The sequence below is a fragment of the Nocardia gamkensis NBRC 108242 genome, assembly GCF_001612985.1.
GTDB lineage: Bacteria > Actinomycetota > Actinomycetes > Mycobacteriales > Mycobacteriaceae > Nocardia > Nocardia gamkensis.
Genome location: NZ_BDBM01000018.1, coordinates 44,513 through 58,538 on the forward strand (window position 1 = coordinate 44,513; position 14,026 = coordinate 58,538).

The 14,026-nt window shown below is 66.4% G+C and carries 14 protein-coding genes; 7 read left to right on the forward strand and 7 right to left on the reverse strand.

All coding sequences use genetic code 11. From position 1 onward, the window contains the following. Window positions 1-25: 25 nt before the first annotated feature. From NG1_RS16700 to NG1_RS16710, 3 genes are all read left to right on the forward strand, one after another. Window positions 26-718, forward strand: a complete 693-nt coding sequence (locus tag NG1_RS16700) for an NAD(P)H oxidoreductase (RefSeq protein ID WP_168434221.1) — start codon at window positions 26-28, stop codon at window positions 716-718. A gap of 66 nt (window positions 719-784) precedes the next feature. Further along, window positions 785-2,377, forward strand: coding sequence for a cytochrome P450 family protein (locus tag NG1_RS16705; RefSeq protein ID WP_084498976.1), 1,593 nt, complete (start codon window positions 785-787; stop codon window positions 2,375-2,377). A gap of 236 nt (window positions 2,378-2,613) precedes the next feature. Continuing rightward, window positions 2,614-3,852: an AraC family transcriptional regulator gene (locus NG1_RS16710; protein WP_084498977.1), complete on the forward strand. Its 1,239-nt coding sequence runs from the start codon at window positions 2,614-2,616 to the stop codon at window positions 3,850-3,852. A 108-nt stretch (window positions 3,853-3,960) separates the two neighbouring features. On the opposite strand, the gene NG1_RS16715 is transcribed toward NG1_RS16710, so the two are convergent. From NG1_RS16715 to rplN, 4 genes are read right to left on the reverse strand one after another with little or no spacing between them, the layout of a single operon-like run. Further along, a complete protein-coding gene (locus NG1_RS16715; RefSeq protein ID WP_014981705.1) occupies window positions 3,961-4,146 on the reverse strand; it encodes a type Z 30S ribosomal protein S14 in 186 nt (61 codons plus the stop codon). A gap of 4 nt (window positions 4,147-4,150) precedes the next feature. Beyond that, window positions 4,151-4,714, reverse strand: a complete 564-nt coding sequence (rplE, locus tag NG1_RS16720; protein ID WP_040864866.1) for a 50S ribosomal protein L5 — start codon at window positions 4,712-4,714, stop codon at window positions 4,151-4,153. A gap of 1 nt (window position 4,715) precedes the next feature. Beyond that, on the reverse strand, window positions 4,716-5,033 hold the full coding sequence (rplX, locus tag NG1_RS16725) for a 50S ribosomal protein L24 (RefSeq protein ID WP_040864865.1): 318 nt from the start codon (window positions 5,031-5,033) through the stop codon (window positions 4,716-4,718). 1 nt (window position 5,034) lies between these two features. Next, a complete protein-coding gene (rplN, locus tag NG1_RS16730) occupies window positions 5,035-5,403 on the reverse strand; it encodes a 50S ribosomal protein L14 (RefSeq protein ID WP_039795505.1) in 369 nt (122 codons plus the stop codon). Window positions 5,404-5,740: 337 nt separating this feature from the next. On the opposite strand from rplN, the gene NG1_RS16735 reads away from it, so the two are divergent. Continuing rightward, window positions 5,741-7,789: a M13 family metallopeptidase gene (locus NG1_RS16735; RefSeq protein ID WP_245659934.1), complete on the forward strand. Its 2,049-nt coding sequence runs from the start codon at window positions 5,741-5,743 to the stop codon at window positions 7,787-7,789. Between the two features lie 3 nt (window positions 7,790-7,792). Here the strand turns inward: NG1_RS16735 and NG1_RS16740 are convergent, their stop codons facing one another. Continuing rightward, window positions 7,793-8,455 carry a TetR/AcrR family transcriptional regulator gene (locus NG1_RS16740; RefSeq protein ID WP_084498978.1) on the reverse strand — a complete coding sequence of 221 codons (663 nt, stop codon included), beginning with the start codon at window positions 8,453-8,455 and terminating at the stop codon, window positions 7,793-7,795. A gap of 69 nt (window positions 8,456-8,524) precedes the next feature. On the opposite strand from NG1_RS16740, the gene NG1_RS16745 reads away from it, so the two are divergent. The 3 genes from NG1_RS16745 to NG1_RS16755 all read left to right on the forward strand — a co-directional run bounded on the left by NG1_RS16745 (window position 8,525) and on the right by NG1_RS16755 (window position 11,040). Then, window positions 8,525-9,967 (forward strand): MFS transporter, encoded by a 1,443-nt coding sequence (locus NG1_RS16745; RefSeq protein ID WP_174315474.1) that lies wholly within the window; start codon window positions 8,525-8,527, stop codon window positions 9,965-9,967. Window positions 9,968-10,249: 282 nt separating this feature from the next. After that, window positions 10,250-10,639 carry a cupin domain-containing protein gene (locus tag NG1_RS16750; RefSeq protein ID WP_062971861.1) on the forward strand — a complete coding sequence of 130 codons (390 nt, stop codon included), beginning with the start codon at window positions 10,250-10,252 and terminating at the stop codon, window positions 10,637-10,639. A gap of 104 nt (window positions 10,640-10,743) precedes the next feature. Then, a complete protein-coding gene (locus tag NG1_RS16755; protein ID WP_062971863.1) occupies window positions 10,744-11,040 on the forward strand; it encodes a hypothetical protein in 297 nt (98 codons plus the stop codon). On the opposite strand, the gene NG1_RS16760 is transcribed toward NG1_RS16755, so the two are convergent. Next, a complete protein-coding gene (locus tag NG1_RS16760) occupies window positions 10,989-12,122 on the reverse strand; it encodes a DUF6545 domain-containing protein (protein ID WP_062971869.1) in 1,134 nt (377 codons plus the stop codon). The two genes, NG1_RS16755 and NG1_RS16760, sit on opposite strands and share 52 nt — an antisense overlap. 49 nt (window positions 12,123-12,171) lie before the next feature. Then, window positions 12,172-13,911 (reverse strand): MFS transporter, encoded by a 1,740-nt coding sequence (locus NG1_RS16765; RefSeq protein WP_084498987.1) that lies wholly within the window; start codon window positions 13,909-13,911, stop codon window positions 12,172-12,174. Between the last annotated feature and the right edge of the window lie 115 nt (window positions 13,912-14,026).

Below are 14,026 nucleotides of genomic sequence, written 5' to 3' on the forward strand. Positions count from 1 at the left end.
CTCCGGACCCACAGTGGAGGCCACCTTGCCGCACAACCCGACCGTGGACACCACGATCACCCGCACCGCGCTGGTCGTCGTCGCCCATCCCCGGCCCGATTCGCTGACCGCCCATATCGCCGAACTGGCCATCCGGCGGCTCATCGCGGCCGGCTACCGGATCGACCTGCTGAACCTGCACGCCGAGAACTTCGATCCCCGGATGACCGCCGCCGACCTCCCGGAATGGGGCAACCGGGAGAAGGTCTACTCCCCCGAAGTCGAGAGCCATATGCGGCGCATCCTCGACGCCGAGGTGATCGTCGCAGTGTTCCCGGTGTACTGGATGCACGTCCCGGCGATTCTGAAGGGCTGGATCGATCGGGTGTGGAACTACGGATTCGCGTACGGCCGCAGCAAATCCCGGCTCGGAGGCAAGCGGATGCTGTGGCTGGGCCTGGCGGGCGTGGCAGACGACGACGCGCTCGTCGGGACTATGCGGGATGCGCTCAGCGCGCAACTCGACGACGGTATCGCCTACTACTGCGGTTTCACGCAGTCGTCGGTGGGGTTGTTGCCCGGCGCGGAAGAGAAGCGGCAGCGCCTGGATGCCGCGGGCAACCTGCTGCTCGATGAAGCCCTCACCGGCGCGGCGCGCGAAGCCCACTACGCGGACTTGGAGAACCGGGCGCTGAGCTTCGTCGACGATTTCCTCGCCGCCGACCGGGTTTCGGCCTGACCACGCAGTCGAGCGCGGCATCGCACCAGCTCGAAATCGTGAACGCGAGCGAGGGCACGGACTCGTATGGAGTCCGTGCCCTCGCTCGGGATTAGCATTCCAACCCTGGCGATCTTCGTCGTCGGTTACGCGCTGTGCGCCGTGGTCGGCGTGGTGACCACCGGGGCGCTGCGGCGGAGACGATCCGCCGCAGCGCCCTTCGTGGTATCAACCCGATCACCCGCTGCGCCAGTCCACACTTCCTGGCCTACCACCCCGTGGATTCCACCTGCCGGGGCATCCCAGCAGGGTCTTGGCACATCTCGCTCCCACGTTTGTTCTTCTGCGTCGCACTTTCGTTGTGAGGCAGCGATTCCCGGTTCCGGTCGTTCGGTGTGTCGCTGCGGCCGACACTGGGCGGGCACACGTCAGCCGTGTCCGTGTGTGACCGAACGCACCATGGGAGACATCATGACCGAGCCCGTCGCTCAGCTGCCTACCGCTGGGGAATTGGTTTTCGATACCTTCGACAGGATCCGTCGGCGTGGACCGATCGTTCCGATCGAACTGCCCGGCAATGTCGTGGCCTGGTTCGCCGTCAGCCACAAAGCGGTGAGCGAAATCCTCGCCGGAGACGGCACCGTCTTGAGCAAGAACCCGCGCAACTGTCCGGCGCTGCAAGACGGCACGATTCCAGCCGACTGGCCCTTGCGGGCGCTCACCGACATCGATCACATGATCAACATGGACGGTGAGGATCATCGACGGCTGCGGAGAACGATCAGCCAGGCGTTCACCCCTCGCAGAGTCGCCGCGCTCGAGCCCCGAATCCAGCAGATCGCCACCGAACTCCTCGACGATATTCCCGACCACAAGGCCGAAATCAATCTCGTCTCCAGCTACACCACCCCCCTGCCGGTGCGGGTGATCGGCGAACTGTTCGGTGTACCGGCGTCCGAACAACAACAATTCCGGATCTGGGCGTCCACGGTCATGTCGCATCTGAGCACCGGCGACGAGATTCAGGCCGCGATGGCGGATATGCTCGGCTACCTCGCCGAACTCCTCGGCCGCAAACGGCGCACACCCGGCGACGACCTCACCTCCGCGCTGCTGGAGGCCAACGAAGCGAACGGTTTGACCGACGACGAACTGGTCAACATGTTGTGGTTGGTGCTCATGGCCGGACATGAAACCACTGTGCACCTGCTCGGCAACGCGGTCGTCACGCTGTGCACCCATCCCGAGCAACTCGCCAAAGCCCAGGCCGAAGACCGGTGGAAGGACGTCGTGGAGGAGATGCTGCGCTTCCGCTCTTCGGTGGCCGCTATTCTTCCCACTCGGTATGCGCTGCAAGACATCACCATCGCCGGCGTAGACATTCCCGCGGGAGCCATGGTGGGGTGGTACGGCGGCGTCGGGCGGGACCCGGAGCGCTATCCGGACGCCGGTACCTTCGACATCGACCGCGATCACCGAGACCAGCTGGCGTTCGGCCGGGGACCGCATGTCTGCCTCGGCGCTCATCTGGCCCGGCTGGAAAGCCACATCGCGTTGTCTACGCTGTTCAGCCGATTCCCGCGATTGCGCCTGGCCGGTGACCCTAACCAGTTCTACGGCCCGAATTTCATCACCTGCGGGCCCCTCGCACTTCCCGTCCTGCTGGAACCCAGCGCGTAGTGCAGAGTGAATTCGACACAGCCGGGGAGTTTTGCGCTTCTGCGAGACCCGATGTGTCCATAGCCGACGGAGTGACGCTCGTGACCGATGCTGCGATCGAGCATCGGTCACGCCGATCGTTCGCAGCGTTTCCCGCCTGTCCCCTTCTCACGACGGGATATGCAGGACAGCTACAGGTCCTCCGAGGTGATGTTGAATCGTGAAGCCCCGAATAACACATCTGCCAAGGCGTCATCATGATGTACACCGAGCTTGTTACGAAAGACATCGACGAGTGGGAAGCACTCAGCGACAGCTTTCTGCCGTCCGAGTCCCGGTATCGTGATCCGCGCAACTGGTGGATCCGTGCCACCGTTCAGGACACTGTTGCTCACACTCTCCTGCGCTTCGACCAACGCAGCGAGCGTCTAGCCTGGCGGACCCCGTCACACACCCGGCAGGGCGGTAAAGACTATTGGCTGGTCGTGCCGCAGCGGGCTGTGGGGGGAGTCAACACCTTTGAAATGAACGACACGGTAATGCGCGTAACTCCCGGTAGCGCAATGCTATTGAGCCCAGATCAGCCGTTTCGGTACTACATGCCACGCATGGTGACGAACGCGGTTCGCATACCGCGTGCTGATATCGACAATCGACTGTCGTCCGCCGGACCACCGCAAACGACGCTCGACATGGAATCGGGCCTGGGCCGGATCGTGCAGAGCATGATCCGCGAAACGCATGCCGAGCGATCCAACCTCACGGACTGGCAATTCAACGCTGTCTGCGATCGAATCACTGAGCTGATCTGCTTGATGCTGCTCGGCGATATGGGCCCGCAACGAAGCAATCTGGCTGAAACGGCTGCAGCCGTTCGTCAGTACGTGCGGGAGCACGTCGGTGGCGGGGACTTGCGTCTGCCTGCGGTGGCATCGGCTCTCGGCTGGTCGCCCCGGCAGTTGCGGCTCGCCCTCCAGCAGAGCGGTACCACCTACCGGGAAGTGCGGCAGGACGAGGCGCTGCGCGCCGCGCGCGACCTGCTCTCCCAACAGGGAAAGAGCACGACTGTCAGCGATGTGGCCGCACGTTGCGGTTTCACGCAAACCTGGTTCTCCCAAGCGTTCAAGGCACGCTACGGCGAAACACCCCGAGATTTCCAGAAGCGTCGATCGAGGGAACTGACCGATCGACTGGTGTCGGGCCTTGACGGATCTCATCCAGCTGCATTCGAAACCCACCACGCCGCCGGGGTTCCCACGGCGACCGGGCGCCGTTATGCCACGATGCCGCCGGTGTGCTCTCCGACATGGTCGAACCGGGTGGGCACCGCACTGGAGGGCGCCCTCACCGAAGGTACGCCCTCGCTGGCGGACGCCGCCCGACTCCTCGAGGTCGGGCCACGGACGCTCCAACGCCGGTTGGCCGACGAAGGAACAACGTGGAGCCGCGAACTGAACCAGGCACGCCGACGGTACCTCGACAACACCACCAAATAACAGCGATGAGATAGCAGAGAAACTCCTGGAGACAGCAAAAGGCACGGACTCGTGTGAGTCCGTGCCTTGCTGTTCGGTTATCCGGGTGCGCTCACCAGGAGCGTCAGCTCACCAGGAGCTCTTGTGCACGCCCGGCAGCTCGCCCCGGTGCGCCATCTCGCGGAGGCAGACGCGGCAGAGGCCGAACTTGCGGTAGACCGCGTGGGGGCGGCCGCAGCGCTGGCAGCGGGTGTAGGCGCGGACAGCGAACTTCGGCTTGGCGTTGGCCTTGTTGACCAGTGCTTTCTTTGCCATGTGCTCAGTTCTCCTTGAACGGGAAGCCGAGGTGCTTGAGCAGGGCACGGCCTTCTTCGTTGTTGGTCGCGGTGGTCACCACGGTGATGTCCATACCACGCGGACGGTCGATCCGGTCCACGTCGATCTCGTGGAACATCGACTGCTCGCTCAGGCCGAACGTGTAGTTGCCGTTGCCGTCGAACTGCTTCGGCGACAGGCCGCGGAAGTCGCGGATACGGGGCAGCGCGATGGAGACCAGGCGGTCCAGGAACTCCCACATCCGGTCGCCGCGCAGGGTGACCTTGGCGCCGATCGGCATGCCCTCACGCAGCTTGAACTGCGCGATGGACTTGGTCGCCTTGCGGATCTGCGGCTTCTGACCGGTGATCAGGGCCAGGTCCTCGACGGCGCCGTTGATCAGCTTCGCGTCGCGGGCGGCGTCACCGACACCCATGTTGACGACAACCTTCACCACGCCCGGGATCTGCATCACATTGGCGTAGCCGAATTCCTTGTTCAGCGCGTCCTTGATTTCTTCGCGGTAGCGCTGCTTCAGCCGGGGCTGCACTTTTTCCGTCGTGGTCATGTCAGATGTCCTTCCCGTTCTTACGGGAGATCCGGACCCGCTTGCCGCTCTCCTCGTCGGTCCGGTAGCCGATACGGGCCGGCTTGCCGTCGGAGTCGACGACCATCACGTTCGAGACGTGGATGGGGGCTTCCTGGGTCACGATGCCGCCCGAGGAGGCGCCGCGCTGGTTGGCGGAGTTCGCGACGTGCTTCTTGATCCGGTTCACGCCCTCGACGAGGACCCGGTTCTCCTTCGGGTAGGCCTGGATGACCTTGCCCTTGGCGCCCTTGTCCTTGCCCGAGATGACGAGCACGGTGTCACCCTTGTGCACCTTCATGTCAGAGCACCTCCGGAGCCAGCGACACGATCTTCATGAACTTCTTGTCGCGCAGCTCGCGGCCGACCGGGCCGAAGATACGAGTGCCGCGCGGGTCGTTGTCCGCCTTGATGAGCACGGCCGCGTTCTCGTCGAACTTGATGTAGGAACCATCGGGACGACGGCGCTCCTTGGTGGTGCGCACGACGACGGCCTTGACGACGTCACCCCGCTTCACGTTGCCGCCGGGGATGGCGTCTTTCACGGTAGCGACGATGATGTCGCCGATACCGGCATAGCGACGCGACGAACCACCGAGAACGCGGATGCAAAGGATTTCCTTCGCGCCCGTGTTGTCGGCGACGCGCAGTCGCGACTCCTGCTGAATCACTTCAGCGTCCTCCTTGACCTGGACGTATGTGCACGCCGGATTGCCGACCCGACGGGCATGGTCGGTTGCCCTCCGGACGCGCGCCTGCCAGCGGTTTCCTCGGTTCGAGCAAGAAACGCGGAACCAACCACTGGGGGTTCACTGCCGGATTGCGGGCATAGCTCCCGCAGGCAACCGGTCTAGTGTATGGGAACCCGCAGGTCGTTCCCAAATCGGGGCCACACGGCGGTGCCCGATTCCCCAATCCCGGCCGGCCCGGCGCCGCGCCGGTAGCCTCGTGTCCTGCAAGGCTGCCTTCGTAAATCTGCGGCACCGCCGCGTCGGGGAGAGGATTCTCGTGACATCTACCGGTCGGCCAGCAAAGCTGGATCGTCGTGCCTTCCTGGTCGCCCTCGGGGCCGTGCCTGCCGCCGCGGCGCTGGTCGCGTGCTCGGACGACACCGAACCCGCGAGCAGGACGCTCACCGGCGTCGATCTCAGCGGCGTGGACGAGACGATCCGGCCGCAGGACGACCTGTACCGGCACGTCAACGGGAAGTGGCTGCGGGACTACCAGCTGCCGCCGGACAAGGTCAGCTACGGCTCGGGCAGTGAGGCGGGCGAGCGCACCGAGCAGCAGTTGCGGGAGATCATCGACGGCATCCGGGACCCGAAACCCGGTTCGGAAGAGCAGCAGATCAGGGACCTCTACGACGCCAGGGTGGACTGGGACGAGATCGAACGGCTCGGCATGACGCCCCTGGCGCCGCTGTTCGCCAAGATCGATGGCGCCGCCACCAAGCCGGAGCTGGCGAAGGTGATGGCCGGACTGCCGATCGACGGGTTGATCGGGCTCGGCATCGGCGTCGACCGGAAGAACTCGAACGCCTACATCCCTTCGGTCGGGCAGGCCGGACTCGGCCTCGGCGAGCAGTACTACCGGAAGCCGGAATACACCGAGGTGCTCACGCAGTACCGGTCCTTCCTCGAGCGCATCGCCGCGGGCGCGGGGTTCACCGATCCGGCCGGGATCGCGCAGCGGGTGTTCGACCTGGAGAAGCGGATCGCGCCCGCACACTGGGACAACGTGCGCAACCGCGACACCGACGCGACGTACAACGTGTACAGCTGGGCCGATATGACCGCACTCGCTCCGGGCTTCGACTGGGACCCGTGGCTGACCGGGAACACCGACCGCCCGCGCGAGCTGTTCGCGACGATGGTGGTCAACCAGCCCTCCTACATCACGGCGGCGGGCCAGTTGTGGACCGAAGTGGATATCGCGACCTGGCGGGACTACCTCAAGCTCTACGTGCTGCGCGAGTTCGCCCCCTACCTGCCCAAAGCCGTCAACGACGCGAACTTCGAATTCAAGGGCAAAGTGCTCAACGGGCAGGACGAACGGCCCGAACGCTGGAAGTACGGGGTTTCGATCGTCGACGACAAGCTCGGCGAACAGCTCGGGAAATTGTATGTGGCCAAGCACTTCCCGCCGGAGGCCAAGGAGCGGGCCAAGGAAATGCTCGCCGACGTCGTCGCGGCCTACCGGGAGAACTTCACCAACTCGACCTGGATGTCGCCCGCGACCAGGACGGCGTCGCTGGCGAAACTGGACAAGATCGATCCCAAGATCGGCTACCCGGACAAGTGGGTCGACTACTCCAAGCTCCAGATCACCAGGGGCAAGCTGATCGAGTCGTTGCTCGCCATCAACGCTTTCGAGGTCAAGCGCGCGTTCGCGCGACTCGGCACGCCGGTCGACAAAGACGAATGGGGGATGTCGCCGCAGACGGTGAATGCCTACTACTCGTCGAACTCCAATCAGATCGTCTTCCCGGCGGCCTACCTCCAGCCGCCGTTCTTCGACAAGGACGCGCTGCCCGCGGTCAATTTCGGCGCGGTCGGGTCGACCATCGGGCACGAGATCGGTCACGGTTTCGACGACCAGGGCTCCAAATACGACGGTGACGGCAATCGCCGCGACTGGTGGACGCCCGAGGACCGCGCCGCGTTCGACGCCAAGGCCAAGCAATTGGTCGACCAGTACAACGCGCTCGTTCCGGAGGGGCTGGAACCGAACCAGCACGTCAACGGCGAACTCACCGTCGGCGAGAACCTCGCCGATCTGCGCGGACTCCAGATCACCTTGGCCGCTTTCCGCATCGCCGAGAAGCGCCGGGGTATCGACAATCCCGACTACCGCACCATGTTCCTGTCCTGGGCCCGCAGCTGGCGGGAGAAGCAGACGAAAGAACTCACCGTCCGCTACCTCGCCATCGACACCCACTCCCCCAACGAATTCCGCTGCAACCAGGTTGTCCGCAATCTCGACGAGTTCTACAAGACCTTCGAGGTGAAGGAAGGCGACAAGCTGTTCCTGCCCCCTGATCAGCGGGTGACGTTCTGAGTCTCACAGCGTCCGGAGCAGGCCCTCGATGAGGGCGTCCAGCCCGAGTTCGTAGGTGTCCTCGGCGGCGAGGGACAAGTAGTCGGAGCCGAGGGCGGCCAGGCGAGGGTAGGCGTCGGCGTCGAGGTCGGCGAAGACCTGTGCCCGGAAGGTGGGGCGGTCCTCCGCGGCCCGGCGGGCGGATCGGGCGCGCACGATGAGGTTGCCCGCCGTGTAGTGCCAGATGGCGCGGTACGCCCGCACGGCGCGCTCCAGGGGTAGGCCCCCGGCGACGAACCCGTCCACGATCGATTCGGTGACCCACAGCGCGGAGACGCCCAAAAGATCGTCGGCGGCGAGGATTTCGACGACCCAAGGGCGCGTGGCGAGCACGTCGCGCATGGCCCGCGCCGCGACGCGGACGCGCTGTCGTGGCTCCTCCGGCAGATCGGGCCACACCACCCGGTCGGCATAGTCGTTGAGCAGCAGCCGGAGCAGGTCTTCCTTGTCGCGCACATGGTGGTAGAGCGCCATCGGCGTGCAACCGAGTTCGGTGGCCAGGCGGCGCATGGTCAGCTTCTCCACGCCGTCGGCCTCGATCACCGCGTTGGCCGCCGCGACGATGTCCGCGCGGGAGATACGCGCGGGTCGGCCGGTGCGCTGGGGCTGCGACGACGAGCTCGGCATGGGTCCATCTTCGCCCATCCCCCGAAAAGGGTGTGGACACGGGGCGAGGCGTGCGGTTAGTTTTTATACATGTATAAAAACTCTCGAGGGCGGCCGGGCATGGCGCTGACGGCGGTGGCCGTCGCGCAGTTCATGGTCGCGTTGGACCTCGCGGTGGTGAACGTCGCGCTGCCCGCCATCCGGGCAGATCTGGGCTTCGCGCCGGTCGATCTGGCCTGGGTGGTGCACATCTACGCGCTGACCTTCGGCGGGTTCCTGCTGCTGGGCGGGAAGGCGTCCGACCTGTTCGGGCGGCGGAGGCTGTTCACCGGCGGGCTCGTCGCGTTCGGGGTCGCCTCGCTGGCCGGCGGGCTCGCACAGGAGCCGTGGCAGCTCGTCGCCGCGCGAGCGGTGCAGGGCCTCGCGGCGGCGGCCGTGGCGCCCGCCGCTCTGGCCACCCTGACCACGACATTCCCGGAAGGTCCCGCGCGGGTGCGAGCGCTCGGCGTGTGGAGCGCGGTGAACGCGGCGGGCGGCGCGATCGGTGTGCTGGTCGGCGGATTGCTGACCGAGTACGCGAACTGGCGCTGGGTCATGCTGATCAACGTCCCGATCGTGGTAGTCGCGCTCGGCGCGGCGGTGGCCGGTGTCGCCGCGGATCGGGTAGGCGAGCGAGGACGGATCGACGTGCCGGGCGCCGTCCTCGGCACCGCCGGAATCGGTCTGCTGGTGGTGGGCGTGGTGCGGACCGAACACCACGGCCGGCTCTCCGCCACCACGGCGATCACGCTCGGCGCGGGGGCGGCGCTGGCCGCGGCCTTCCTCGCCGTCGAGGCGCGTACATCGACTCCATTGGTACGGCTCGGCTTGTTCGGCAATCGCTGGGTGAGCGGCGCGAACGTGTTCGTATTCCTCGCCGGGGCCGGACAATTCAGTGCGTTCTATCTGCTGTCGCTGTATCAACAGCAGGTGCTGGGCATGAGCGCGGGCGCGGCGGGCGCGGCGTTCGTACCGTTCTCGCTCAGTGTCATCGTCGGCACGGTGCTGGCCACTCGTCTCGGCGGCAGGCGATCACCGAAAGCGGCGCTGGTCCTCGGCGGAGTGCTGACCACGGTCGGTATCGGCTGGCTCGCCTTCATCAGCCCCGACGGCAGCTTCCTCGCCGACGTCCTCGGCCCCTCGCTGCTGGGCGGATTCGGCCTCGGACTGTGCCTGGCCCCGGTGGCCGCGGCGGCGACCATGGGCGTCGCACCCCGTGAAGCGGGGATGGCCTCCGGCGTCTTCAACAGCGCGCGCCAGCTCGGCGGCTGCGTCGGCGTGGCCGCGCTCGCCACCCTCGCGGCCGCGAGAACCGGCGACAGCACCGCGCCCGCGGCTCTGAACGATGGGTACGCCCTGGCGCTCTGCTGCGCGGCGGGACTCTTCGCGGTGGCGACCGTCGTCGCCGCGACCGTGCTGCCGACGACGCGCCGCACGATCCGCACGACGCCGGAGAGTGAGAAGGCCGCAGAACTCTCCGCCGCGCACACGTGAAGACGCCTCGACAGGCTCGATGGAGATCGTCGACGCACGATATCGGCGTACCGCACCCCGGGTGTAGCCCGGCGAGCCGAAGCCGAGCGGACCCCCGCAGCACGGTGGTCCACAGAGCGAAGCAGCTGCCGACGGATCGACTACGCGGAGTGGATTTCACCGAGCGGCCCGGCACCGGCTCCGCGGGCGCGATCATCGAGCGGCTCTCGCGACCACTGTGCGGAGCGCCTGGAAGCCGAACAACCGAAGTATCCCCACCCATCACATCGAAAGGGACACAACATGAACCAGACCTCGATCGACTTGTTCGGCCGCGCGATCAATTTCGGCCGCGACGGCCGGGTAGCGACCGGTGAACGCCGGATGGCCACCGGCGACGGCGACTGGCAGCTCGCGACGTTCCACGTCGAATCCGACGCCGAGGTGCACGCCGACCACTGGGAAGTCCATCCCGGCAGTGACGAAGCGGTGTGCTGCCTGACCGGCGCGCTGCGCCTCTACCTGCGACCGGAGCACGCGGGCGACGACGAGACGATGGTCCGCCTCACGCCGGGCACCGCCTTCGTGGTCCCTCGGAACCGTTGGCATCGCATCGAACTCGACGAACCCTCCGACATCATGTCCATCGGCCTGCGTCACGACACCCGCCAGGAGCCGGTCGCCGCGCGATGAGTCGCCGCTGTTTCCGCGCACGGGCCGCGTGCGCGGGAACAACCCTGTACCGCGACGACCGATTACCGCCGGTCCCGCTGCCGCCGGGCAGCCAGACTGGCCGCATGACACCGATCACGACCGACTCGACGACCGTTCTGACCGGAATGTATGCCGCGGAAGCGGAATACCTGGCGGCCGGCGGACCGGGCAGCGCCTCCTTCGATCCGCTGGCTCCGTTCTTCCACGCTTCGGTGGTGCTTCATCAGGCCGAGAACCTGCCGTATGGCGGAACCTGGCGCGGCCACGACGGCATGGAGCGGTTAACGATCACCGTCGTAGACGGCCGCATCGCCGAGGTGCGGCCCTTCTACTGGGATACCGCCGCGGTGGCGGCCGCGTGCGGCGTCTCCATTCCGTAGCCGACCACGGCTGCCGCCTTCGGCCATTCGCGAGCCAATCCGATCAAGAACTCCAGCTCCGCCCTGCGATCGCGTCTTCCGGCCCGCACCTCGCCGCGAGCGGAGGAACTGGGGGCAGGCGTGCTGCCGTGCCGCTTCGCCCGGGCGGCCCCGGCCGCTCGAAGCGCGTAGGCGCGCACGTTGTCCGCGGTGACGCTGGGCGAGCCGAGTTCGGACGCGTCGGGGGCGTACGGCTTCAAGTGCAGCAGCGCGTCCCAGATCTCGACGGTCATCCGATAGAGCCGCGAGGCGGAATCCCGCGGTGCGGAAGGGTCGTCCAGCAGAACGACTTCCGGTACCGCGGCGGTCAACTCGCACCACAGCGGGCGCAGGCGGCGGCAGATGCGGCCGGCCCGGTCCCAGCCTGCCCGCGCCACCAGCACAGTGACCAGCGGGATCGCCGTCAGCAGCGTGATGGCAGCCAGCATGAGGACCGCCACTACGGCCGCCACCGTCCCGGGTCGGCTCGGCGGCGTGCCCGCGAGTGATCGAACGAGCAGGATCGGCCACGAGATCGTCCAATAGAGCGCGAACGCCAGCAACAGAGCGTAGGTGAACTTCTCCCTTACCGGGGAGTCCGCGACACGCAGTTCGCGAACGCAGGCGCGGGCGAAGAGAAATCCCGACAAGGATCCGGGAATCCCCGACAAGGTCCAGACGAGTTCGGTGTAGTCGAAGTGGAACATGCTGTGCGCGACCGGTGCGCCGACGATCAGAGACACGGCGACGGCGACGGCGATCGAGTCGTATCGGCGCTGACGCGCTCGCGCGCCCTTCGCGTCGGCGCCGTCGACCAGCCGGGCCAGGCCGTAGAAACCCGAGAGTGCGATCATGCCCGGCCCCAGGTAGAGGCACTTGGCCAAGTACGGATGACCCAGCGCTGCCATGAGTTCGTACAGCAGAACGCCGGTCAGGTCCCAGCTCCACGTGCGGTTGATCAACCGGTCGGAGGTCGTATCGTTGACGAAGATCCACCGCCCGATCGTCATGGGCACGACGAAGACGACGACCGCGATCACCAACCAGACCGGTACAGCGTCCACCGTGGTGACTGTAGATCCTCGAGACGGTGCGCGACCACCGCGAACCGGATCAGCGCGCGGGCACCACGACCGTCGACTCATCCGAATCCGCCGTCTTGTCCCCCTCGGCGAGCGCGGCCGCCTCGTCGTAGACGTAGTCGTCGCCGATGAACCACGACGCCACGGCGGCCAGGAACATCATCACGGCCGCCGAGACGAACACCACGACCAACCCGGAGTGGAACGGACCGGTGAGCAGGTTCGGGAAGAACTCCTGCCCGGTGAGGGTCGCGGCATCGACGCCGGGCTTGCCGAGTTCACCCGACGGGCCGAGCAACTCCTGGATCGGGTTGAATCCGAGAAATGCCGCGAACAAGCTCGCCACCGGTGGCATCGCGGCCAGTTCGGCGGCCGCTGAGGCGGAGACGCCTTGCGTGCGCAGACCGTGGTCGAGCGCCGAGGGCAGACTCGCCGCCAAGCCGACGACCATGAGAGAGAAGAAGATTCCCATCGACAGGGCGTTGCCGCCGTTGAAGAGCGTGCCGCGCATACCGGAGGCCGCACCGCGCTGGGCGGCGGGAACGCTCGACATGATGGCCGCGGTGTTCGGGGAGAAGAACAACCCGCTGCCGATCCCGTTCACCAGGATGATCAACGCGAACAGCCGGTAGTCGAAATCGACCGGGATGACCAGCAGCAGGAGGAACGTAATACCGGTCAGCACGGCGCCGCCGGTGGTGAACGGGCGGGGGCCGTAGCGGTCGGACAGCCAGCCCGACAGCGGCCCTGCGGCAAGGAACCCGATGGTCAACGGCAGCAGGTAGATACCGGCCCAGAGCGGAGTGGACTCGAAGTCGTAGCCGTGCAGCGGAAGCCAGATGCCCTGCAACCAGATGATCAGCATGAATTGCATGCCGCCGCGTCCGATCGAGACCAGCAGATTGGCGAAATTGCCCAGCCCGAACGCCCGGTTGGCGAACAGCTTCAGCTGGAACATCGGATCGGCGACCCGGTTCTCGACCACGCAGAAGACTCCGAGCACCACGATGCCGCCGAGCACCGCGGACAGCACCCACGGACTGGTCCAGCCGGTGGCGTGCCCGCCGTAGGGCTGGATGCCGTAGGTGATGCCGGTGAGCAATGCCGTGAGTCCGAGGCCGAAGGTGAGGGTGCCCGCCCAATCGACCTTGCCCAGGGACCGGATCCCGACCTCGTGCAGCGACCGGTAGGACCAGACCGCGCCGAGGACGGCGATCGGGACGCTCACCCAGAACACCGCACGCCAATCCCATTCCGACAGCACGCCGCCGATCAGCAGACCGAAGAACGAACCCGCCACCGCGGCGACCATGTTGATGCCGAGCGCGGTGCCGCGCTGTTCGGCGGGGAAAGCGTCGGTGAGGATGGCGGAGGAGTTGGCCGTCAGCATCGCGCCGCCGACACCTTGGATCACGCGCCAGACGATGATCCACAGCGCCCCGGCGCCACCGTGCCACGGATCGAACGACAGCGCGACCGCCGACAGCGCGAAGACCGTGAAGCCGAGGTTGTAGACCCGCACCCGGCCGAAGATGTCGCCGAGCCGCCCGAACATCACCACCAGCACGGCGGTGGCCAGCAGGTACCCCATCAGCATCCACAGCAGGTAGCCGACGTTGCCCGGATCCAGCGGATTCAGTCCCACGCCACGGAAGATCGCGGGCAGCGAGATCAGCACGATCGAGGAGTTGATCGCGGTGAGCAGGACGCCGAGCGTCGTGTTGGTCAGGACGATCCACTTGTAGCGCGGATGATTCCGGTCGTAGCGCATGCGCCGCCGGATCGTGCGGACATCGCCCGGGTCGAGATCGGTGGAGGGATTCGGCACGGCGTCTCCTCGGAAGTGATTACATCGGCGAACAATATAGTTAGCAGATCTAATAAAC